The sequence below is a fragment of the Pseudomonas sp. Root562 genome, from assembly GCF_001427125.1.
Lineage (GTDB): Bacteria > Pseudomonadota > Gammaproteobacteria > Pseudomonadales > Pseudomonadaceae > Aquipseudomonas.
Genome location: NZ_LMGK01000024.1, coordinates 54,049 through 75,957, shown reverse-complemented (window position 1 = coordinate 75,957; position 21,909 = coordinate 54,049). Strand labels below are relative to the sequence as shown.

At 58.6% G+C, this 21,909-nt stretch carries 19 protein-coding genes, 4 tRNA genes and 1 pseudogene; 16 read left to right on the top strand and 8 right to left on the bottom strand.

Translation table 11 applies throughout. The annotated features are described in order from the left end of the window. Positions 1 to 77: 77 nt before the first annotated feature. Positions 78 to 1,199 carry a beta-ketoacyl-ACP synthase III gene (locus ASD60_RS21840; protein WP_056855968.1) on the top strand — a complete coding sequence of 374 codons (1,122 nt, stop codon included), beginning with the start codon at positions 78 to 80 and terminating at the stop codon, positions 1,197 to 1,199. A gap of 265 nt (positions 1,200 to 1,464) precedes the next feature. Then, the gene (gene pyrF / locus ASD60_RS21835) at positions 1,465 to 2,163 is read left to right on the top strand and encodes an orotidine-5'-phosphate decarboxylase (protein ID WP_130931720.1); all 699 of its coding nucleotides are present in this window, start codon (positions 1,465 to 1,467) and stop codon (positions 2,161 to 2,163) included. Positions 2,164 to 2,293: 130 nt separating this feature from the next. On the opposite strand, the gene ASD60_RS21830 is transcribed toward pyrF, so the two are convergent. After that, positions 2,294 to 3,298, bottom strand: coding sequence for an NADP-dependent oxidoreductase (locus ASD60_RS21830; RefSeq protein WP_056855967.1), 1,005 nt, complete (start codon positions 3,296 to 3,298; stop codon positions 2,294 to 2,296). A 235-nt stretch (positions 3,299 to 3,533) separates the two neighbouring features. Between ASD60_RS21830 and ASD60_RS21825 the strand changes: the two genes are divergently transcribed. The 4 genes and pseudogenes from ASD60_RS21825 (at position 3,534) to ASD60_RS29950 (ending at position 7,931) form a co-directional block, all read left to right on the top strand. After that, positions 3,534 to 4,295 (top strand): SDR family oxidoreductase, encoded by a 762-nt coding sequence (locus tag ASD60_RS21825; protein WP_056855966.1) that lies wholly within the window; start codon positions 3,534 to 3,536, stop codon positions 4,293 to 4,295. Positions 4,296 to 4,475: 180 nt separating this feature from the next. Further along, positions 4,476 to 5,858, top strand: coding sequence for an aminotransferase-like domain-containing protein (locus tag ASD60_RS21820; RefSeq protein WP_056855965.1), 1,383 nt, complete (start codon positions 4,476 to 4,478; stop codon positions 5,856 to 5,858). 108 nt (positions 5,859 to 5,966) lie between these two features. Then, a pseudogene (locus ASD60_RS29955) lies at positions 5,967 to 7,073 on the top strand (HAMP domain-containing protein); the annotation flags it as partial. Continuing rightward, entirely contained in the window at positions 7,050 to 7,931 is an 882-nt protein-coding gene (locus ASD60_RS29950; protein ID WP_442966022.1) for a methyl-accepting chemotaxis protein, read from the top strand. The pseudogene ASD60_RS29955 and the gene ASD60_RS29950, both read left to right, overlap by 24 nt. A gap of 161 nt (positions 7,932 to 8,092) precedes the next feature. Here ASD60_RS29950 and ASD60_RS21810 read toward each other — a convergent pair whose 3' ends face one another. Continuing rightward, a complete protein-coding gene (locus tag ASD60_RS21810; RefSeq protein WP_056855963.1) occupies positions 8,093 to 8,851 on the bottom strand; it encodes a hypothetical protein in 759 nt (252 codons plus the stop codon). Positions 8,852 to 9,237: 386 nt separating this feature from the next. On the opposite strand from ASD60_RS21810, the gene ASD60_RS21805 reads away from it, so the two are divergent. From ASD60_RS21805 to ASD60_RS21785, 5 genes are all read left to right on the top strand, one after another. Then, a tRNA-Glu gene (locus ASD60_RS21805) sits at positions 9,238 to 9,313 on the top strand. 2 nt (positions 9,314 to 9,315) lie between these two features. Beyond that, positions 9,316 to 9,391: transfer RNA gene (locus tag ASD60_RS21800), tRNA-Gly, on the top strand. 104 nt (positions 9,392 to 9,495) lie between these two features. After that, positions 9,496 to 9,571 (top strand) — tRNA-Glu (locus tag ASD60_RS21795). Positions 9,572 to 9,574: 3 nt separating this feature from the next. Further along, positions 9,575 to 9,650, top strand: a tRNA-Gly gene (locus ASD60_RS21790). Positions 9,651 to 9,979: 329 nt separating this feature from the next. Further along, entirely contained in the window at positions 9,980 to 10,879 is a 900-nt protein-coding gene (locus ASD60_RS21785; RefSeq protein ID WP_056855962.1) for a hypothetical protein, read from the top strand. A gap of 115 nt (positions 10,880 to 10,994) precedes the next feature. On the opposite strand, the gene ASD60_RS21780 is transcribed toward ASD60_RS21785, so the two are convergent. The 3 genes from ASD60_RS21780 to ASD60_RS21770 all read right to left on the bottom strand — a co-directional run bounded on the left by ASD60_RS21780 (position 10,995) and on the right by ASD60_RS21770 (position 13,125). Beyond that, positions 10,995 to 11,633 carry a LysE family translocator gene (locus tag ASD60_RS21780; protein WP_056855961.1) on the bottom strand — a complete coding sequence of 213 codons (639 nt, stop codon included), beginning with the start codon at positions 11,631 to 11,633 and terminating at the stop codon, positions 10,995 to 10,997. A 1-nt stretch (position 11,634) separates the two neighbouring features. Then, entirely contained in the window at positions 11,635 to 12,405 is a 771-nt protein-coding gene (locus ASD60_RS21775) for a 2OG-Fe(II) oxygenase (protein ID WP_056855960.1), read from the bottom strand. A gap of 93 nt (positions 12,406 to 12,498) precedes the next feature. Beyond that, complete coding sequence (locus tag ASD60_RS21770) at positions 12,499 to 13,125, bottom strand: hypothetical protein (protein WP_056855959.1); 627 nt, start codon at positions 13,123 to 13,125, stop codon at positions 12,499 to 12,501. A 91-nt stretch (positions 13,126 to 13,216) separates the two neighbouring features. On the opposite strand from ASD60_RS21770, the gene ASD60_RS21765 reads away from it, so the two are divergent. Then, the gene (locus tag ASD60_RS21765; RefSeq protein WP_056855958.1) at positions 13,217 to 14,215 is read left to right on the top strand and encodes a LysR family transcriptional regulator; all 999 of its coding nucleotides are present in this window, start codon (positions 13,217 to 13,219) and stop codon (positions 14,213 to 14,215) included. A 78-nt stretch (positions 14,216 to 14,293) separates the two neighbouring features. On the opposite strand, the gene ASD60_RS21760 is transcribed toward ASD60_RS21765, so the two are convergent. Both ASD60_RS21760 and ASD60_RS21755 read right to left on the bottom strand, forming a co-directional pair. Further along, the gene (locus tag ASD60_RS21760; protein WP_007972361.1) at positions 14,294 to 14,701 is read right to left on the bottom strand and encodes a PA2817 family protein; all 408 of its coding nucleotides are present in this window, start codon (positions 14,699 to 14,701) and stop codon (positions 14,294 to 14,296) included. 83 nt (positions 14,702 to 14,784) lie between these two features. Then, positions 14,785 to 17,232 carry an acyl-CoA dehydrogenase gene (locus ASD60_RS21755; protein ID WP_056855957.1) on the bottom strand — a complete coding sequence of 816 codons (2,448 nt, stop codon included), beginning with the start codon at positions 17,230 to 17,232 and terminating at the stop codon, positions 14,785 to 14,787. Between the two features lie 247 nt (positions 17,233 to 17,479). Between ASD60_RS21755 and ASD60_RS21750 the strand changes: the two genes are divergently transcribed. The 4 genes from ASD60_RS21750 to ASD60_RS21735 all read left to right on the top strand — a co-directional run bounded on the left by ASD60_RS21750 (position 17,480) and on the right by ASD60_RS21735 (position 20,647). After that, a complete protein-coding gene (locus ASD60_RS21750) occupies positions 17,480 to 18,139 on the top strand; it encodes a transglutaminase-like domain-containing protein (RefSeq protein WP_056855956.1) in 660 nt (219 codons plus the stop codon). A 43-nt stretch (positions 18,140 to 18,182) separates the two neighbouring features. Next, positions 18,183 to 18,806, top strand: a complete 624-nt coding sequence (locus ASD60_RS21745; protein WP_056855955.1) for a glutathione S-transferase family protein — start codon at positions 18,183 to 18,185, stop codon at positions 18,804 to 18,806. Positions 18,807 to 18,938: 132 nt separating this feature from the next. Continuing rightward, positions 18,939 to 19,871, top strand: a complete 933-nt coding sequence (locus ASD60_RS21740) for an ABC transporter ATP-binding protein (RefSeq protein WP_056855954.1) — start codon at positions 18,939 to 18,941, stop codon at positions 19,869 to 19,871. Further along, positions 19,868 to 20,647, top strand: coding sequence for an ABC transporter permease (locus ASD60_RS21735; protein WP_056855953.1), 780 nt, complete (start codon positions 19,868 to 19,870; stop codon positions 20,645 to 20,647). Before ASD60_RS21740 ends, ASD60_RS21735 begins: the two co-directional genes overlap by 4 nt. A 737-nt stretch (positions 20,648 to 21,384) precedes the next feature. Here ASD60_RS21735 and ASD60_RS21730 read toward each other — a convergent pair. Further along, positions 21,385 to 21,900: a DUF2062 domain-containing protein gene (locus ASD60_RS21730; protein WP_056855952.1), complete on the bottom strand. Its 516-nt coding sequence runs from the start codon at positions 21,898 to 21,900 to the stop codon at positions 21,385 to 21,387. Positions 21,901 to 21,909: the final 9 nt, after the last annotated feature.

The following is a 21,909-nucleotide window of genomic DNA, read 5'->3' as shown; positions in this document are numbered from 1 at the left end:
CGGGATGGGAATAGACCCTTTGTGTATTGGTACGACGGTGCCAATGCTTTCTGCCTGAACAGATTAGAGACACGACCATGCATAACGTCGTCATCAGTGGCACCGGCCTGTACACCCCGGCCAACAGCATCTCCAACGAAGAGCTGGTGCAGTCTTTCAATACCTATGTGGCTCAATTCAATGCCGACAACGCCGACGCTATCGAACGCGGCGAAATCGAAGCCTTGACCGAATCCAGCGCAGCGTTCATCGAAAAGGCTTCCGGCATCAAGAGCCGCTTTGTCATGGACAAGGAAGGCATCCTCGACCCGCAACGCATGGCACCACGCCTGCCGGAACGCTCCAATGACGAATGGTCGGTGCTGTGCCAGATGGCCATCGGCGCTGCCGAACAAGCCTTGCAACGCGCCGGCAAGACCGCCGCGGACATCGACGGCGTGATCGTCGCCTGCTCCAACCTGCAACGCGCCTACCCGGCCATTGCCATTGAAGTTCAGGAAGCGCTGGGCATCCAGGGTTTCGGTTTCGACATGAACGTGGCGTGCTCCTCAGCGACCTTCGGCATCCAGACGGCCGCCAACAGCGTGCAACTGGGCCAGGCCCGGGCGATCCTGATGGTCAACCCGGAAGTCTGCACCGGCCACCTGAACTTTCGCGACCGCGACAGTCACTTCATCTTCGGCGATGCGGCCACCGCCGTGATCATCGAACGCGCTGACCTGGCCACGTCCGAGTACCAGTTCGACATCGTCAGCACCAAGCTGCTGACGAAGTTCTCCAACAACATCCGCAACAACTTCGGCTTCCTCAACCGCGCAGCGGAAGAGGGTATCGGTGCCAAGGACAAACTGTTCGTCCAGGAAGGCCGCAAGGTATTCAAGGAAGTCTGCCCGATGGTGGCCGAGCTGATCGGTGAGCATCTGCAGGAAAACCAGCTCAACGTCAGCGATGTGAAGCGTTTCTGGCTACACCAGGCCAACCTCAGCATGAACCACCTGATCGTGAAGAAGCTGCTCGGACGCGATGCCACTGAACAGGAAGCGCCGGTGATTCTCGATACCTACGCCAACACCAGTTCTGCCGGTTCGGTGATTTCGTTCCACAAGAACCAGGACGACCTGCCGGCCGGCTCGCTGGCGGTACTCAGCTCGTTCGGCGCCGGTTACTCGATCGGTAGCGTGATTTTGCGCAAACGCTGAGTCAGCGGTCTGCCCGGATTACCTCTGGGGAGATCCAGAGTTGAGGACAAACCCTCAACTGAAATTCGGTTGGTCTTCGCGCTGCGCCTTTTTTTGCGGGGCGAAGACAACCCCAACGCGTTATTGACTCGCCGCCATGGCCGCGTTGTGCAAAAAATGGCTGGCTTGCCTGAACGCGATCAACGATTTACCGATCATCGGGTCCCGCAGCGCCGCTGGTTCCGCTACAATGCGCGCCGATTTCGACTTGCCTGAGAGCCCACTCATGTCCGCCTGCCAGACTCCTATCATCGTCGCCCTGGATTTCCCTACCCGTGACGCCGCACTGAAGCTGGCCGATCAGTTGGACCCGAAACTGTGCCGGGTCAAAGTCGGTAAAGAACTCTTCACCAGCTGCGCCTCGGAAATCGTCGGCACCCTGCGTGACAAGGGTTTCGAAGTGTTCCTGGACCTCAAGTTCCACGACATTCCCAACACCACAGCCATGGCTGTGAAAGCGGCAGCGGAAATGGGCGTGTGGATGGTCAACGTACATTGCTCCGGTGGCCTGCGCATGATGGCGGCCTGCCGTGAAGTGCTGGACAAGCGCAGCGGCCCGCAGCCTCTGCTGATCGGTGTGACCGTGTTGACCAGCATGGAGCGCGAGGACCTGGCGGGCATCGGTCTGGACATCGAACCGCAAGAGCAGGTGCTGCGCCTGGCCGCACTGGCGGAAAAAGCCGGGATGGACGGTCTGGTGTGTTCGGCCCTGGAAGCCCAGGCCCTGAAGTCGGCGCACCCGTCGCTGCAACTGGTGACCCCGGGGATTCGTCCGGCGGGCAGCGCCCAGGACGACCAGCGCCGCATCCTGACCCCGCGTCAGGCGCTGGACGCCGGCTCCGACTATCTGGTGATCGGCCGTCCGATCAGCCAGGCAGCCGATCCGGCCAAGGCGTTGGCAGCCGTGGTTGCTGAATTGGCCTAAACACCGCTAAAACCTGTAGGAGTGAGCCTGCTCGCGATAGCGGCGTGTCAGTCAACATTGATTTCGACTGACACACCCTCATCGCGGGCAAGCCCGCTCCCACAGGGTTTTTTTTGAGTCGGTTACAGCGTCAAACCTTCAGAACCAACTTGCCGAAATTCTCCCCGCTGAACAATTTCATCAGCGTCTCGGGGAACGTCTCCAGTCCCTCGGCAATGTCTTCCTTGCTCTTGAGTTGCCCCTTGGCCATCCAACCGGCCATTTCTTGCGCGGCCGTGGCGAATTGTGCGGCGTAATCCATCACCACGAAGCCTTCCATGCGCGCGCGGTTCACCAGCAACGATAGATAGTTGGCCGGGCCCTTGACCGCCTCCTTGTTGTTGTACTGGCTGATGGCGCCGCAGATCACCACGCGTGCCTTCATGTTCAGGCGACTGAGTACTGCGTCGAGGATATCGCCGCCGACGTTATCGAAATACACATCGACGCCTTTCGGGCACTCGCGCTTGAGGCCGGCGACGACGTCTTCGCTCTTGTAGTCGATGGCGCCGTCGAAGCCCAGTTCCTCGATCAGAAATTTGCACTTGTCGGCGCCGCCGGCGATGCCGACCACACGGCATCCCTTGATCTTGGCAATTTGCCCGGCAATGCTGCCCACCGCTCCGGCCGCGCCCGAAAGCACTACGGTTTCACCGGCCTTCGGGGCACCGACATCCAGCAATGCGAAATAAGCCGTCATGCCGGTCATGCCCAGCGCCGACAAGTAACGCGGCAGCGGCGCGAGTTGCGGATCGACCTTGTAGAAACCCCGCGGCTCACCGAGGAAATAGTCCTGCACGCCCAGCGCGCCGTTGACATAGTCGCCGACGGCGAACTGCGGATTGTTCGAGGCAACCACCTTGCCGACGCCCAAGGCGCGCATCACCTCGCCGAGCCCCACCGGCGGAATGTAGGACTTGCCCTCGTTCATCCAGCCACGCATGGCCGGATCCAGGGACAGGTATTCGTTCTTGACCAGGATCTGACCTGCCGCCGGTTCGCCGACCGGTACTTGCTGATAGGTGAATGTCTCGCGGGTTGCTGCGCCCACCGGGCGTTTGGCGAGCAGGAACTGGCGATTGGTCTGGGATGTCATGACAGGCACTCAAGATGAATGAAGCCTTGTTGATAGACCTTCGTGGGCGATGCCGCAAGTTTGGCTGATGCGGCGAATGCAGGTTTATCCAGTGCAGTGATAGTTGGTACGGCAGTTCCATCACTGCAACTCATGGGCAGGCAACCGGCCACCTGATAGTGCTGCCTTGCCCGGGGCCGCTGTGGCTAGACTGGAAAAACGCGATCCCCTGCCAACTCTCTTCGAGGACATAACAATGAGCATGACGTTTTCCGGTCAGGTAGCCGTAGTGACGGGCGCCGCCAATGGTATCGGCCGTGCCACCGCCCAGGCGTTCGCCGCCGAGGGCTTGAAGGTGGTTGTCGCCGACATGGACACGGCGGGCGGCGAAGGAACGGTGGCACTGATTCGCACGGCAGGCGGTGAAGCGAGCTTCGTGCGATGCAACGTCACCCTTGAAAGCGAAGTAAAAAACCTGATGGATGAAGTCATCAATACCTACGGCCGTCTCGACTATGCCTTCAACAACGCCGGCATCGAGATCGAAAAAGGCAAATTGGCCGAAGGCACTGTCGAGGAGTTCGACGCGATCATGGGCGTCAATGTCAAAGGCGTTTGGCTGTGCATGAAGTATCAGTTGCCGTTGTTGCTGGCACAGGGCGGCGGCGCAATCGTCAACACCGCTTCGGTGGCTGGCCTCGGCGCCGCGCCGAAGATGAGTATCTACGCGGCCTCCAAGCACGCGGTGATCGGTCTTACCAAATCCGCCGCCATCGAATACGCCAAGAAAAAGATCCGCGTCAATGCGGTATGCCCGGCGGTGATCGATACCGACATGTTCCGCCGCGCTTACGAAGCCGACCCGAAGAAAGGCGAGTTTGCCAACGCCATGCACCCGGTAGGTCGCATCGGCAAGGTTGAGGAAATCGCCAGCGCAGTGCTGTACCTGTGCAGCGATGGCGCTGCGTTCACCACGGGGCATTCATTGGCGGTGGATGGCGGTGTCACGGCGTTCTGAAAACGCAATCTGCGGGAGTGAGCAGACTCACTTCCACAGATTTTTTTCCGTTTGGTGAATACGCCGGGCAGTGTGTTTCAAATGATTAAAACCCGGGGTTTTGGCGGCGTTGTCGCACATCCCGCAACGAGCTCCTGTGATTAACTGCTTTCGGCAGAATCCACAGGAGTTTTTTTGCTCATGGAATTGAGAATCGATCGACAGGCATTGGTGCCGGTCGTACAGCAAATCGTCGACGCACTGGTCTGCTGGCTGCATTGCAATGAGTTGGCGCCTGGCGCGCGCTTGCCGCCAGTCCGACGCATCGCGCGAATCAACCTGCTCAGCCAATCCTGCGTCGTCGAGGCATGCGAACGTCTGGTGGTGCAAGGCGTGCTGGAGTCTCGCCAGGGCGCCGGTTTCGTTGTGGCAGCCCCAGCCCCCGCAGCCCAGGGTCGACAGGATGACTTGTGGTTTGAAGGCGCAGTAGTAAAACCTGGAGCTTCGTCTGAACTGCAACTGGGCTACGGCGGGCTGCCCGAAAGTTGGCGCGAGACGGATGATTTGAGTTATGCGATCCGCCAGGTCAGCCGCACCGATATGGCCGGCCTGTTCAACTACAGTTCACCCTTGGGGTTGCCCGCCCTGCGCGAACAAATCCTCAAGTGCCTGAAACCGCTGGGCATCGATGTTGAAGACAATCGAATCGTAACCACCGCAGGCGCCAGCCAGGGTTTGGATCTGATCGTGCGGACGCTGTTCAAGCCGGGGGATTGCGTGGTGGTCGAGAGTCCGGGCTACCCGATGTTGTTCGATCTGCTCAGGCTGCACGGTATCCGCATGCTCGAGGTACCGCGAACGCCGCATGGGCCAGACGTCGCCGTTCTCGAACAACTACTGCTCGAGCACCGCCCGCAGGGAATGTTCATCAACAGCTTCCATCACAACCCTACGGGCGGCAGCCTGGTCCCTGTGGTGGCGCAACGAGTACTGCAGCTGACAAAAAAACAGGAGGTGATGCTGATCGAAGATGATGTCTTCGCCGATCTTCACAGCGGTACCGGCATGCGTCTCGCCGCCATGGATGACAGTGTGATTTATGTCGGCAGCTACTCTAAAACCCTCAGCAGTTCTTTGCGTGTCGGCTTCGTGGTGGCCAGTGCCGAAGTGATTGCACGACTGGCCGAAGTCAAGATGATCAGCAGCATGGGTGCATCCCGATTTTGTGAATCGGTGCTGGCCTGCCTGCTGGCCAGCGGCGCGTATCGCAAGTTGGTGAAGCGCCAAAGACAGCGCTTGAACACTGATCGACAGGCTGCCTTGCAGTTGCTTGAAGACGCCGAGTGGGAGGTGTTTGGCAAGCCCGCTGCCGGCTTGTTCATCTGGGCGCGCTCACGATCGATGGACTGCGCCCGGGTGCGAGCCGAGGCGCAACGCCACGGGGTTGTGTTGTCGTGCGCGACGGCATTCAGTCCCACGGGGGAAGCCAGTGATTGGCAGCGCATCAATGTGGCTTGTGCTTGCGATCCGCGAGCCAGGGCATTCTTTCAGGCCACCGCTGTGAATCGACCTCTAGCGTTCTGAAAACGACGTTGACGTAGCTTTTTGCCATTATTCAGGCGCCAGAGACTTGTGTTGACACAGGCCCGTTGCGAATCTGCATCCATAGACTATGGCAGGGGACTACGTGCAATGATTTCGGCCGTGCAAGGACGTTTTGCCAACCTCGGTATGGCAAAGAAACTGGGTGGCGGGTTTGTGCTTGTGCTGCTGTTGACTGCCTTGGTGGCGGCCATTGGCGTGTGGTCCTTGCACACCATCAGCCAGCGCTTCGATGGGCTCAAGCAGATGTCATCACTCAACAGTGGTCTGCTCAAAGTGCGGCTGCTGGAGCAGGAATACGCCTTGCACGGCAACCCGAAAACAGCCGACGCTTTGCGTGAAGGCGTGGACGGCCTGATCGCGCTGGCGAATCAGCTCAAGGCTGAGTCGGCAGCGAACGTCCCGGTGATGACTGACGTCGAGCAGTCCCTGGCGGCGTATCGCAAGGCGTTTGACGAGTTTGTCTCGCTGAGCCAGGCCAAGGATCTGGCATTGGAAATGGCCAGTTGGTCGGTCTCCAGCGTTGCCAATAATCTTGATGTGTTGCAGTCGGGGCTTGCCGATGACGGCGCTTACACCCTCAAGGATTCCGAAGGCAAGGACGGCGCGCAGTTTATCGAGCAGGCCAATCAGGTCAGTCAGGTTTCACGCCTGATGCTCCAGGCCATGAATGAAGCGCGCGTACGCCTGGACCAGAGCCGCAAGGGCGACGACAGTGCAGGACAGGGCAAGATCGAACAGGCCAGTCAAGCACTGACCCAGGCCGAGCAATTGAAAACCACGGTCAAGGATGAGGGATATCAGACGGTTCTCAATGAAGTGACCGGCCATATCGCCAGTTTCAACGACAAGCTCGCCGAGTACACCGGTTTACTGGAGCAGGAAAAAAACGTTTATCAGCAACTGCATGAGCGTGCCGGCCAAGTGGTGGAACGGGTGGACCAGGCGTACATCGCCGAAGACCAATCGATGCAAACGGAACTGAAAAAGAATTCGCTGCTGATCATCGGTTCTTCGGCTCTGGCGCTGCTGGTCGGGTTGATCGCCGCCTGGGCGATTACCCGGTTGATCGTGGAGCCGCTGCGCAGCGTTATCCGTGTGGCGCAGCAGATTGCCTCGGGGGATCTGAGCGGGACTGTCGAAGTCACCCGTCGCGACGAGATTGGCCAACTGATGCACGCGATGCAGCAGATGGGCGCGGGTCTTAGCCAGATCGTCAGCGGTTTGCAGGCAGGCATCGAACAGTTGGCATCGTCGGCGCAATCGCTGTCGGCAGTCACTGAGCAGACCAATCTTGAAGTCAGCAGTCAGAAGGAAGAAACCGAACAAGTCGCCACGGCGATGAACCAGATGACCGCCACCGTTCACGATGTCGCGCGTAACGCAGAGGAGGCGGCACAGGCTGCGCAAACGGCGGATGGCAAGGTTGAGAGCGGCCAGCAAGTGGTGCGCCAAAGCATGGTGCGGATTGAGCAACTGGCCGATTCGGCCAATTCAGCCAGTTCAAGCATCGAAAGCCTGAGTGCGGAAATCCAGAATATCGGCACGGTACTCAGTGTTATCAAAAGTGTGGCTGAACAGACCAACCTGCTGGCGCTCAATGCCGCCATTGAAGCCGCCCGTGCCGGTGAGCAGGGCAGGGGCTTTGCGGTGGTGGCCGACGAAGTCCGCGCCCTGGCCAAGCGGACCCAGCAATCCACCGAGGAAATCGAGCGGCTGGTCAGCGCCTTGCGGGCAGCGGCGCAGACGTCGGTGCAGCAGATTCAGAGCAGCGGCGAATTGGTGAAGCTGGCGGTCAGCGATGCGCTGCAAACTGAGAGCGCGCTGGGGAGCATTGCCGCGGCAGTTTCTTTGATTCAGCAGATGAACCAACAGATTGCGGCGGCAGCCGAGGAGCAAAGCTCAGTGGCTGAGGAGATCAATCGCAGTGTCACGAGTATTCGTGCCAGTGCCGATCAGTCTTCGCTGGCGATGCAGGGGAATGCGGCATCCAGTATCGAACTGGCGCAGTTGGGGACTGAGTTGAAAGGGATGGTGGGGCATTTCAGGCTTTGATTTCTGGTCGCCCTCAATCGCTGTGGGAGCTGGCTTGTCGGGTCGCCGCATCGCAGCGATAGCGACCTGCCAGCCGACCTGTTACCCGCAGCGGTACGCCCACCTCATATCCAGCCCAAAAAAAGCCACCTTCCCGGTGGCTTGTTTTTTTTAACGAGTGATCAGTCGTAGATCACTTTCTTTTTCCAGTCCGCATCTGCCTCGACGTCTTTGAGGCCTTCGGTCAGTTGGTTGACTTCGCCTTCTACCGGGGCAATGCGGTCCATGACTTGCGCATTGGCACGGGCCAGGAGTTTTTCCAGGTATTCCAGTTGCTCGGCGTAGATCTGCGGTTCCTGCTGTTTTCGCAGGTACTGCACGCCACGTTCGAACGCCAGGCGCGCCTGACCGGGCTGATTCTGTTGCAGCGAGTGCTGGCCGAGGTTGTTGAAGAACTCGATGTGCAGCAGCACCAGAATATGGCGGACCTCGCGGATCCAGCGCTTGGCTTCGTTAGGCGGCAGGAAACCGTCTTGTGCGGCGCGGGTAATCTGGCCGTGCAAGGCTTCGAGCAGGAAGCGTACGTCCTTGGCCTTGGCCTCGGTCTGGATCGGCGCCGGCGGGTTGTTGACCGGAATCGATTCGCCCTGGGCGACCAGGGTTTCCAGCTCGCCAATCCTTGCCTTGAGGTTGGAACTGGTCTTTTCCAGATTCAGCAGACGTTGGCAGACGTTCAGCTCCAGGCGGGTCAGCAGCAGCTTGAGTGCCGGTGTCATCAATTGGCCGGGGAAGGTCTCGGTGATTTCGCCGCAACGACGCAGGCGATCATTGAGCTCAACCTTGGTACGGGCCCTTTCCAGCTTGTTGTTTTCCACCACATGGTTGATGTAGCCAATGGCGATCAATAATGCGATCCCGGCTACGACGAGCAGGGTGATCATGAGTGGTGTCACCGGTAAGACCTCTTTTTAGGGTTCGCGTGCGAGTGTAGTGGCTTGGCATATAGGCGCCTAGGGCCGCTCGACGAGTTGGGTCGATGTGGCTCATTCTGTATCGGCCGCAGTCTTCTTATATGAATGCTGGCATCGATAGGGCGGATTGCCATCACTGACGACGCCGACTATAACGCCTTGGCGAGTGTCAGAATATAGGCGCCAAACACCGGGCGGCGGAAAATCCGGATTAGTGCCGCAAAGCAGGGCGAAGTCATTGATTTAAATAAATTTATATCAGGGGGTTGACGACCTCTCAATCCATCCATAGAATGCGCGCCACTTGCAGCGTAAAGCACACAGCGAAACGAAGCAGGGAGTGAATGTTGTAGTGTGTCCCCTTCGTCTAGTGGCCTAGGACACCGCCCTTTCACGGCGGTAACAGGGGTTCGAGTCCCCTAGGGGACGCCAATGCGGGAATAGCTCAGTTGGTAGAGCACGACCTTGCCAAGGTCGGGGTCGCGAGTTCGAGTCTCGTTTCCCGCTCCAATTTTAAACAGCGTTGCTTTCGGGCAGGGCTGAGTGAAACCAGAACCAAGTCTTCGGATGCGGGTCTGGGCACCGAAACACACACCATGTGTTCCGGGCAGCGTGTCCCCTTCGTCTAGTGGCCTAGGACACCGCCCTTTCACGGCGGTAACAGGGGTTCGAGTCCCCTAGGGGACGCCATTTGCGGGAATAGCTCAGTTGGTAGAGCACGACCTTGCCAAGGTCGGGGTCGCGAGTTCGAGTCTCGTTTCCCGCTCCATATTCAACAAAAACGCCGCTCAGCAATGAGCGGCGTTTTTGTTTGCGCGTGTTCTTCCGGTAAGAACTCCACCCTCAAAATTTTGGGGGCTGGCGCTGTTCTAGGCCCCAACGGGGCCAAGCAATGACACTTCCATTTCTTGTTGGCTGGCCAAGCTCGAAGACCTGGGCTGCCCGGAAGGGGTGGACCGCAATCTGGTGCCGTCGGTCGTCTTTGCAGTCGAACTGTAATTTTTGACAGGTTCGGTCATGTAGGTTTTGCCCTACTGTTTAGATGTGCCACAGGGTCAAGCAATGTTCTTGTCATCACCGATAGGAAGAAAGGCAGCCATGAGTCAGGTGTTCCAGATTCCAACTCAGAAAGATCGAACTGCGGTCAACATGGCGCAGATGGCCACGAGCATTGCAGTACAGCGCCCATATTTTGCATTTGATTCGCTCTACAAAGTCTCTGGCGAGTGGGATATCTGGGGGGATTTCAAGCCTGAGCAACCGCTGGGGAGCGAGCTCGGACCATTGGCTACGGCCGAGGCCGGGCGCCACTTGGCTATCCTGGGGTCGTGCGCTGCTGCGCTGGCGCAGGTTGAAGGAGAGCGTGTGTATTACTTGGCCTCACGAGCTCACTGGGATTTGCGGTACAACCCCATGAGGTATGGACGAACTCCGTTGATGACCGCTCGGGCTAAGATCGTTGAAAGGTCACGAAAAAGGGTGCTCGCAAGAACCGAGCTGTTGATCGAGGGGCAGTTGTACGCAGAGTTGTCCGTGGATTACCAAGTGCTGTCAGAAAAGACATTTCAAAAGCTCTTCTCAAACCATCTAGTGCCCACTACCTCGAGCTCTGTTAGTTCTCCATACGCTGAAGCGTTCCCATTGTCGGTGCTTACGTTGAGTGAGCAGGAGATCACTGCTGAAAGTGTTGGGTTCTCGGCAGCCAGGTGTGAAGGACACTTCCCTGACTACCCGACGTGGCCCGTGGCAGTTGTCATGTATGGTCTGAGTCAGGTCATGTCTCGGCTACTGGATCATAAGGTGGGTCGGGTTACTCCCTTTAGGCTTTTACATGTGACATTAGCGGCAGACGAGCTGGTTTCTGCCGATAAACAACTGCTGTTCAGTGCTTGTTTCTCCTCCGTGTCTACTGACGGAAAACTCTGTGATGTGGTCTGCAACGCTACTTATGGCGACAGGGTGATTGCCACTACTCAGGCTAAAGTTGCGATTGAGTGAGTAGTTTAAGGATCGAACCGTAAGCCTTCTCGCCAGAGGTCCAGGGTTCACGGAGTCGAAGAGGGGCAGAATCTTGCCGCCACTCTTCTAAGCCCAGATCGGAGTTGCTGCGCGTTTACATCGACAACATCAACCGCCCCGCAAACAAAATCAGGACCACACCCATGGTGCGTTCAAACCAATGGCCCATGCGCATGAACAGCAGTCTGACCTTGGAGCTGGAAAAGAACAGCGCCACGATCACAAACCACAGGGCGTTTACCAGGCACATCCACACCCCGTAGAGCGCCTGAATCTTCAGTGGTGTGGTGGCGCTGATGAGCGTGGTGAAAATCGCCAGGAAAAACAGTGTGGCCTTCGGGTTGGTGGCGTTGGTCAGAAAACCGGTGGTGAAGGCCTTCAGCGATGTCTGCTGGATAACCGGTTCATCAGTGATTTTATCGCCCTCGAGTACGGATCTGGGCTGGCTGCGAATCAGGCTGACGCCCAGATACAGGATGTAGGCGGCGCCCACGACCTTGGCCACCGTGAGCAGCCATGGCGTGGTGTGCATCAAAGCGCCGACGCCCAGCACCGTATACAGCACATGCACGGAAATGCCGGCGCCGATGCCCAGTGCGGTGCAGATCCCCACCCATCGGCCAAAACGTACGCTTTGGCGGATGGTTACGGCGAAGTCCGGACCGGGGGCGACCACGGCGAGAAAGTGCACGATTGCCAGCGCCAGAAATTCACCCAGGTAATTTGAAAGCATCTCAACTCCAGAAAGTCAGGGGGGAAGCAGTGCCGCGATAGCCGACAAAAAATGAAAGACTCAGGCGTGGTTCGGCCACGCCCGGGGTCACTGAGTGCATGCGGCGGGAGTTGAACATGATGAAATCCCCGGGAGCGGGGAGAATCTCCAGCGCTGGCGTACCAAGCAAAGCCGGTTCGATGCCGTAACTGTCGCCGCGCATTTCGTCGAATTGTTCCGGGGAAATGTCGTCGTCCCACATCTGCAGAGCACCGCCTTCGGTGGGCATGTTCAGGTAGACGTTGCAGGCGAACTGCGCCTCCAGGCTTCTGGCCTGGAAGCTGTCCGGGGCGTCCTTGGCGAAGATGTCGTGATGGGCAAGAAAGCACACACCGGGTTTCACCACGCGGGAGAGTCCGACGTACATCTTGCGTCCGTAGAGGTTTTCCAGGTGCGCTCCCGCCGGCCAGGATTCGTCGAGCATGCAGCGCAGGGTGTCGACCGGCGACGGGTAGGGCGCACACCGGTTGCGTAATTCCGCGATGTTGCGGGTGGCGCGTTCGAAATAATCCTCTATCAACAGCGGCTGGTTTTCCGCCTCGTAAAACGCCATGCCGATACGGCCGATACTGGGCGCGTTGATATAGCCTTCAAAGCCGGGTGCGAGGATCTTGTCGCCAATCTGCATCGCCAACGGCGTGGGTAGCCAATTTTTTACGCGTATGGCGAGGACTTCTTCATTGGCCAGTTTTTTTATGCACGTCTCATCGAGACGCTCGACGTCTAGCATCATGTCTCAGGTCCATCTATCAGAGAGTCGACGAAGCCTGCGAGTGCAGGCTCCTCCCGGCGTCGGGCAATGGCTTGGGGGCCATCGCCCAAAGGCTCAGTCCACGTGGTAGTGGACGGATAACGTCCCTTTCTTTTGCGAAAGGGATTCGATCGTGACCGTGCCCAATTCCTTGAGGCTACGTACATGGGTGCCGCCGCAACCGTAGGCGGGCAGTTCACCGAAACCTATTTCCCGGGCGCCTTCGCGCAGTGATATCAAGCGCGGCAGGTCGTGGGCGATCCACTGCTCGATGCCTCCCTGCAGGGTTTGCGCTTCAACTTCCCGGGCCGATTCCGTCGGTTTGAACTGCACACGCCCTTCGCCAGGCCAGTGATGCGCCTTGATCGGCATCCAGCCCATGGCCTGGACGAAATGACCGATCAGGTGGCCGGCTGAATGCATGCGTGTATTGAAATGGCGACGCTCTTCGTCGATCCGGATCTGGGTCATACCGATTTTTACCGGACTGTCGACGAAGTGGACGATCCGGTCCGGGTCCTGGACTACGCGCAGCACTCGGCTTTCGCCAATCCAGCCGGTATCGAAGGGTTGCCCACCGCCTTGCGGGTGGAACAGTGTTGCGCGCAGTACCACGGCGAATTCGCTCTCGTGTGGCGTGCAGTCCAGGACTTCCACGTTGGCCTTGAGCTCATCACTATGGAAAAACAGGCGAAGCGTCATGTTCCGTGCTCGAATAAAAAATTCTGTTTTTTATTATATGAAGGGTGGAATAGCGTGATAATCCGTTCAAACATCAAAGGACTGTTGCGTTGTGAGCATAAATCTACCGTTGCCTCTTCTTGGTGAAATGGCGATTTTCGTCAAGGTTGTCGAGACCGGCAGCTTCTCCGAAGCGGCACGTCAATTGGGCTCTTCACCCTCGGCGGTCAGCCGCAGTATTTCGCGACTGGAGAAAGCGCTCGCGACGCGACTCCTGCAACGCACCACGCGCAAGCTGCGTTTGAGCGACGGCGGGGAAGAGGTGTTCAAACGGTGCCAGGAGATGGTCAACGCTGCCCGTTCAGTGATGGAGATCAGTGGTCAGTTCACCGATGAGCCAGAGGGGGTGGTGCGTCTCAGTGTGCCGAAAGCGGTGGGTCGGATCGTGATCCATCCGCATATGCCGGAGTTCTTGCGCCGTTATCCGAAAGTGGATGTGGAGTTGTTGCTCGAGGATCGTCAGGTGGATTTGATCGACGATCACGTCGACCTGGCGATACGCATTACCGATCGGCCGCCTGCTGGGTTGGTGGGGCGTCAGTTGCTGACGATCGACCATATGCTCTGCGCGACACCGCAGTATCTGGCCGAACATGGAACACCGGCTCATCCCCATGACTTGCTCAACCACAGTTGCATTTATCTGGGGGAAACCCCGAGCGATGCGCGGTGGAAGTTCAAGAAAGGCAACAAGCTGGTCACTGTCGGCGTGCGCGGGCGCTATGCCGCCAATCACACGGGCGTGCGGTTTGGCGCGGTATTGCAGCACATCGGCATTGGCAGCCTGCCTTACTTCACGGCGCGCCGAGCCCTGGAGAAGGGGTTGATGGTGCAAGTGCTGCCGGACTGGACCTTCCTGGCGTCCTACCACGGCGGCGCCTGGTTACTGCATTCGCCAACCCGATACCTGCCGCCCAAGCTTCGGGTGTTGATCGATTACCTGGTGGAGTGCCTGGAGAAAGAGCCGACGTTGGGCAAGCCGGGCAAGTCGGGCAGCTTGAGTACGGCGGTATCGGAGTATGAACTGCCCGAGAGTGACGGGTTGTTCTGAGTAAAGACTCGATCTGTCGGCAAAACAAAAAGGCCCGCATGTTCAGCATGCGGGCCTTTTCATACAGCGTCTTTCAGATCAGTGCTTGCTGTCCTGGTTGGACAACGCCAGTAGCTGCTTTTCCTGGTTCCAGTCAAACGGCTCGTCGTTCTGTTCGGCTTCGAAGCGACGTTCTTCCAATGCCTGATACAGATCGATTTCGTCATCAGGCATGTAGTGCAGGCAGTCGCCAGCGAAGTACCACAGCAGGTCGCGCGGGACCAGGTGAGCGATTTGCGGGTAGCGGGTGATCACCTGGCACAGGATGTCCTGGCCCAGGTATTGGCTTTCGATCGGGTCGACCGGCAGCAGTGCAAGCAGTTCGTCGAAGCGCTCCAGGAACAAGGCATGGCTTTCGTCGGGAACCTGTTCGGCCTCACCTACGGCGACCAGGATGCTGCGCAGGTGGTCGAGCAATACGAGATGATCGGCAACGATGTTGGACACGAGATAAGTCCTCAAGAGCAAAACGGGCGCGGGAGTATAAAGCTCCTGCGCCCGTTTTTACATGGTGTAGCGGCTCGGTTTGATCAGCGGACCTTCCCCGCGGCTATCGCCAGCTCCTCTTTGTCGAAGTCATCGACATCGATCACCTTGCGCCGCGCCGCCTCGGCGTCACGCAGGGCTTGCGCTTCCACCGGTTGCAACACGCCGGCCTCCAGCGCTGCATCGATCACGTGCTCGCCTGCGACCGGTTTGACCTGACCGCTCTTGAGCGCCACATGCAGTTTTTTCTGCAAGGATTGCGCAGCGCCCGACAGGTTGCAGGCATGTTGCAGGGCGCCGACCGGGTCTTCCAGCGATTGCGGGCGGTAGCAACCCAGGAGCACTTCCTCCAGCGCCGGGTCACCTTTGGCCCGACCGATAACCGCAGCAACCTGTGCGCCCAGCTTGTCGGAAGGCCCTTTGTGGCGACGACCGAACGGGAACACGATCACCCGCAGCACACACGCCAGGACTTTGTTCGGGAAGTTGTTGAGCAATTCATCCATGGCCCGTTCGGCCTGGCCGAGGCTTTCCTCCATGGCCCAGGCAAACAGCGGCTCCATGTGTTCCGGCGCGTCGAGGTCGTTGTAGCGCTTGAGCGCGGCGCTGGCCAGGTACATGTTGCTGAGTACATCGCCCAGGCGTGCCGACAGGCGTTCGCGGCGTTTCAATTCGCCACCGAGCAGCATCATGCTGAGATCGGCCAGCAATGCGAACGCAGCAGCCTGCCGGTTGAGAGCGCGGAAATAACCCTGGCTGAGCCTGTCGCCCGGCATATGTTCGAGGTGGCCGAACCCGAGATTCAGCACCAGCGTGCTCGCGGCATTGCTGACGGCAAATCCGATGTGCCTGAGCAACAGGCCATCGAATTCAACCAGTGCCTGATCCTTGTCTTCACGGGTGGCCAGGGCCATTTCCTTGAGGACGAAAGGATGGCAGCGAATGGCCCCCTGACCGAAGATCATCAGATTGCGCGAAAGAATGTTCGCGCCCTCGACGGTAATGAAAATCGGCGCGCCACACCATTTGCGCGCGAGGTAATTGTTCGGTCCCTGGATGATCGCCTTGCCGCCGTGTACATCCATGGCGTGGCTGATGCATTCACGGCCCCGTTCGGTGAGGTGATACTTGAGAATCGCCGACAGCACCGAAGGTTTCTCGCCCAGGTCCACCGCATTGGCCGTCAGCATCCGCGCGGCATCCATCATCCAGGCGTTGCCGCCGATGCGGGCCATGGATTCCTGAATGCCTTCGAACGCCGCAATCGGCACGTTGAACTGTTCGCGAATCTGCGCGTACTGGCCTGTCACCAGGCTGGTGAACTTGGCCATGCCGGTACCCACCGCCGGCAGGGAAATCGAACGCCCGACCGACAGGCAATTCATCAGCATCATCCAGCCTTTGCCGAGCATTTCCTGGCCGCCGATGAGGAACTCCAGCGGGATGAAAACGTCCTTGCCGGAGTTCGGACCGTTCATGAACGCTGCGCCCAGTGGCAGGTGACGACGACCGATTTCTACGCCGGGAATGTCGGTCGGAATCAGCGCGAGGCTGATGCCCAGGTCTTCTTTGTCGCCCAGCAGATGGTCCGGGTCGTAAGCCTTGAAGGCGAGGCCGAGCAGGGTGGCGACAGGCCCCAGGGTGATGTAGCGCTTTTCCCAGTTAAGACGCAGGCCCAGGGTTTCCTGGCCTTCCCACTCACCTTTGCAGATCACCCCGGTGTCGGGCATGCCGCCGGCGTCGGAGCCGGCCATTGGGCCGGTGAGGGCGAAACACGGAATATCGTCGCCCCGTGCCAGGCGTGGCAGGTAGTGGTTACGTTGCTCGTCGGTGCCGTAATGCAGCAGCAACTCAGCGGGACCGAGGGAGTTGGGGACCATCACGGTGGAGGCGAGGTCGCCACTGTGGCTGGCCAGTTTCATCGCCACTTGTGAGTGGGCATACGCCGAGAAGCCTTTGCCCCCAAATTCCTTGGGGATGATCAGGGCGAAGAAACCGTTTTCCTTGATGTACGTCCAGGCCTCGGCTGGCAGGTCCATGGTTTGACCGATCTGGTAGTCACTGACCATGGCGCAGAGTTCTTCGGTCGGGCCGTCAATGAAGGCCTGTTCCTCTTCGCTCAGTTGTACCTTGGGGTAGGACAGCAGTTTGTTCCAGTCCGGACGACCACTGAACAGTTCGCCATCCCACCACACCGTACCCGCTTCAATGGCGTCGCGTTCGGTTTGCGACATGGGCGGCAGGGTTTTCTGGAACCAGTTGAACATCGGCGCGCTGAAGAATTTGCGGCGCAGGTCAGGCAGCAGTAACGGCGCAGCGACCGCAGCGAGCAAAAGCCAGAAAACCAGCAACAGCCAGCCCGGCGCGCGGCTGAAGATGCCCATTGCCAGCAGGTAGACAGCCACGATGCCCATGGCGGGCAGCGGGACGATGCGACGGTGGGCTAAATAAGCGATCCCGACAACCAGAACCAGTATCCACAACAGCAGCATATTTAATCCTCCGTGAAACCAGGGCGAGCCAACCCACAGAGCTTAGACGGCATCCGCAAAACAGGGGGGTCGGAGCGAGGTGATTGAAAACGTGGGAAATCCCGGATGATTTCTGTAGGTCCGGTTGGCAACAGGCCTGGTAAATCGTTCATTTAACGGGCGGCTAAGCGCTCATATTTGGCCGAAACGTCGTTATCTCTGTGCTGAACCTCTCGATAGACTCGGGGCTTCCCCAGGAGATCGTCGCATGCATGAGTACCTAAGCCCCGGCCGCTTCATCGATAGTGACCATCCCTCGGTGGTGGAGTTCGCCGAAAAACACCGTGGCAGCAGTCGCGACCCGCTTGAGCAGGCGATCAGCCTTTATTACGCGGTGCGCGAGGCCGTGCGCTACAACCCGTACACCTTCAGTCGCGATCCGCAGACTTTGTGCGGCAGTTACGCCCTGGCGGCCGGGGAGAGTTATTGCGTGCCCAAAGCCACGCTGCTGGCCGGTGCCGCGCGGCATTGCGGCATTGCGGCGCGGATCGGCCTGGCGGATGTGCGCAATCATTTGTCGACGCCGCGCCTGCTCGAGCTGCTCAAGAGCGACATGTTCGCCATGCACGGCTACACCGAGTTCTACCTGCAGGGTCGCTGGGTCAAGGCGACCCCGGCGTTCAACCAGAAACTCTGCGAGTTGTTCAATGTGGCGCCGCTGGAATTCGATGGCATCAATGACAGTGTTTTCCATCCGTTCAACCGCGACGGCGAGAAACTGATGGAGTACCTCGTCGATCACGGCCAGTTTGCCGATGTGCCTGAGGCATTCTTTTTCGAGCACCTGGAAAAGTGTTATCCGCATCTGTTCGGCGAACAACTGTCGCCGTTGCTGGGTGACATGCAGAGCGATTTGAGTCGAACCTGATCCGGCGTATGCTGCCTGCGCATTCATCAATCGAGAGGCGGTCATGCTGAAGATCTGGGGTCGGAAAAATTCATCGAATGTCAGAAAGCCGTTGTGGGCCGCCGAAGAGTTGGGGCTGGCGTATGAAGCCATCGATGCGGGCGGCGCCTTTGGTGTTGTCGATACGCCCGAGTATCGCGCCATGAACCCCAACGGCCGTGTGCCGGTGATTGAGGACGATGGTTTTGTGTTGTGGGAATCGAACGCCATCGTGCGTTATCTGATGGCCAGGCATGCGGCCGACACCGCGTGGTATCCAACCGATCTGCGAGCGCGGGCCACTGCTGACAAGTGGATGGACTGGACCACCTCCAGTTTCGCCGGGCCGTTTCGCACCGTGTTCTGGGGCGTATTGCGCACTCCCGCAGAGCAGCAGGATTGGTCTGCCATCAAGGCGGCGATCACCGAATGCGAAGGCTTGCTGGCAATGGCCGATCAGGCGCTGGCGAACAAACCATACCTGTCCGGCGATGAAATCGGCATGGGCGATATTCCCCTCGGCAGTTTCATTTATGCCTGGTTCGAGATGCCGATCGAGCGCGCGCCGCTGCCCCATCTTCAGGCCTGGTACGCCCGTTTGAAGCAGCGTCCGGCCTATCAGAAAGCGGTCATGACTGCGTTGACTTAATACTTACTATCGACACGCTTGACTGTACTTGTGCGGCGGGGACAAGCAACATTGCGGCGGTGCACTGTGGTTGTGTTGTTCGCCGCTCGCCCTTATTTATCCTTTTCTTCCCTTCTTGGTGCGTAATCCGATATGAGTTCCGCTCTGTCCATCCGGCAGCTAACCAAAACCTACGGCAACGGTTTCCAGGCCTTGAGTGGTATCGATCTGGATGTCGCCGAAGGTGACTTTTTCGCTCTGCTCGGCCCCAACGGTGCCGGCAAATCCACGACCATCGGCATTCTTTCGACCCTGGTGAACAAGACCAGTGGCACGGTGAATATCTTCGGTCATGACCTGGACAAGAACCCTGCGCAACTCAAGCGCTGCATTGGCGTCGTGCCCCAGGAATTCAACTTCAACCAGTTCGAAAAGACCTTCGACATCGTCGTGACCCAGGCCGGTTACTACGGCATCCCGTCGAAAGTCGCCAAGGAACGCGCTGAGCAGTACTTGACCCAGCTCGGCCTGTGGGACAAGCGCGACGTGCCATCACGTTCACTGTCGGGTGGCATGAAGCGTCGTCTGATGATTGCCCGCGCGCTGGTTCACGAACCACGTCTGTTGATCCTCGACGAACCGACTGCCGGCGTCGACATCGAACTGCGTCGTTCGATGTGGACCTTCCTCACCGAACTGAATCAGAAAGGCATCACCATCATCCTCACCACGCACTACCTGGAAGAGGCTGAACAGCTGTGCCGCAACATCGGCATCATCGACCACGGCACCATCGTCGAGAACACCAGCATGAAGCAGCTGCTCGGCCAGTTGCACGTCGAGACCTTCCTGCTGGATCTGAAGAACAGCCTCAGTGCGCCACCCCAGTTGCTCGGTTATCCATCACGTCTGCTTGACGGCCACACGCTGGAAGTCCAGGTGGACAAGTCGATGGGGATCACTGCGCTGTTCACCCAGCTTGCCCAGCAAAATATTGAAGTGTTGAGCCTGCGAAATAAAACCAATCGCCTTGAGGAGTTGTTCGTGTCCCTGGTGGAGAAAAATCTGTCGAAGGTGGCGGTATGAGTTCCGAGCTGCAACCCAACCTCGTCGCCCTCAACACCATCGTTTACCGCGAAATCCGGCGCTTCACCCGGATCTGGCCGCAGACCCTGCTGCCACCGGCCATCACCATGGTTCTGTATTTCGTGATCTTTGGTAACCTGATCGGCCGGCAAATCGGCGACATGGGCGGCTTCACCTACATGGAGTACATCGTGCCGGGGCTGATCATGATGTCGGTGATCACCAACTCCTACGGCAACGTGGTGTCGAGTTTCTTCGGCAGCAAGTTCCAGCGTTCCATCGAAGAACTGATGGTTTCACCGGTCTCGCCACACACGATTCTGATCGGCTACGTCCTGGGCGGCGTGTTGCGCGGGTTGATGGTCGGGATCATCGTGACCTTGTTGTCGCTGTTCTTCACCCATCTGCAAGTGCATCACCTGGGCGTGACCATCCTGGTGGTGGTGCTGACGGCGACGATTTTCTCGCTGCTGGGCTTCATCAACGCCGTGTTTGCGCGCAACTTCGATGACATTTCAATCATCCCGACGTTCGTGCTGACGCCGTTGACCTATCTGGGCGGGGTGTTTTATTCGATTACGCTGTTGCCGCCGTTCTGGCAGACAGTGTCGTTGGCCAACCCTGTTCTGCACATGGTCAACGCCTTCCGCTACGGCATTCTTGGGGTTTCGGATATCCGGATCAGCGTGGCGATTGCCTTCATGGTGGTGGCGACGGTGATTTTGTATTTTGGGTGTGCGCGGTTGTTGGTGAGTGGGCGGGGGATGCGGACCTGAGGATGTTTTTCTTGGGGATTTTGGGTGTATATCCGTTTCTGCGGTAACGGCCACTTATGGTTTCGCCCTTACGGCGAGTCACTTTTTTACAAGCGCCAAAAAAAGTAACCAAAAAACGCTCGCCCCTTACGTACGGCCCCTCGCTGGGGCTCGGGGTACCTTCGCTCCGGCATTCATCCGGGGGCATCGCCTCCGGTTGGCTTCGCTTCAACCTCCTCTCGATGTGTGCGGCTACGCCGCACGGCGCTACGCGCCCACCCCCGGATAAACGCCTCCACTCAGCCTGCCGATGGGGCGGGTGAAACAAGAGGGCCGAGGCGGCCTACCGGCCGGCCTGTTTGTCTGGATTGTACGCATTTCAAGTGGGAGCTGGCTTGTCGGGTCGCCGCATCGCAGCGATGACGGCCTGACAGCCGACCAATCTCTACCTGATACCCCCCATCCCATTGTAGGAGCGAGCCTGCTCGCGAAAAACGTCCAGACACCGCGACCATCCAGCCAAGGCGCGTTATCGTTGACGACCATCGCGAGCAGGCTCGCTCCTACGTGGGAACGGCTATATCCGCAAAATCATGGCTGATTGTCTGGCCGCCATCGCTGCGATGCGGCGACCCGACAAGCCAGCTCCCACAAAGGGCGCGGTGCCGTATGGGAATGCATTCGACCTCAGCGAGGTCGGCTCGAGGGTCGCCTCGGTTTCTGTAACGGTACGTACGACCAACCTCAAAGACACCCCATCACATCCGACTCTGCTTGCGCCGCCTCCACTGCCGCGCGACCCACCAGCGCCAATACAGCATCACCAGGCAATAAGCCAACGCTCCCAACACCACCCCCGTCACCACCGACCCCAGCAAAAACGGCTGCCACAAGGTCGACAGCTCGCCGCTGATCCATTCCCAGGTCAGCTCATCCGGCAGATGCCGCGCGGGAACATCCAGCAACCACGCGCCGGTCTGATAGGTACAAAAGAACACTGCCGGCATGGTGATCGGATTGGTCAGCCAGACCAGGCTTACTGCAATCGGCATATTGCCGCGCACCACGATGGCAAGGGTCGCGGCCAGCAGCATCTGCAACGGAATCGGCAGAAAAGCCGCAAACAAGCCAACCGCCATGGCCCGTGCGACGGAGTGGCGATTGAGGTGCCAGAGGTTCGGGTCATGCAGCAGCGTGCCGAGAAAGCGTAAGGATTTATGTTCCCTGATGCTGGTCGGGTCTGGCATGTAACGTTTGAATAATCGCCGGGGCATAGGGATTCT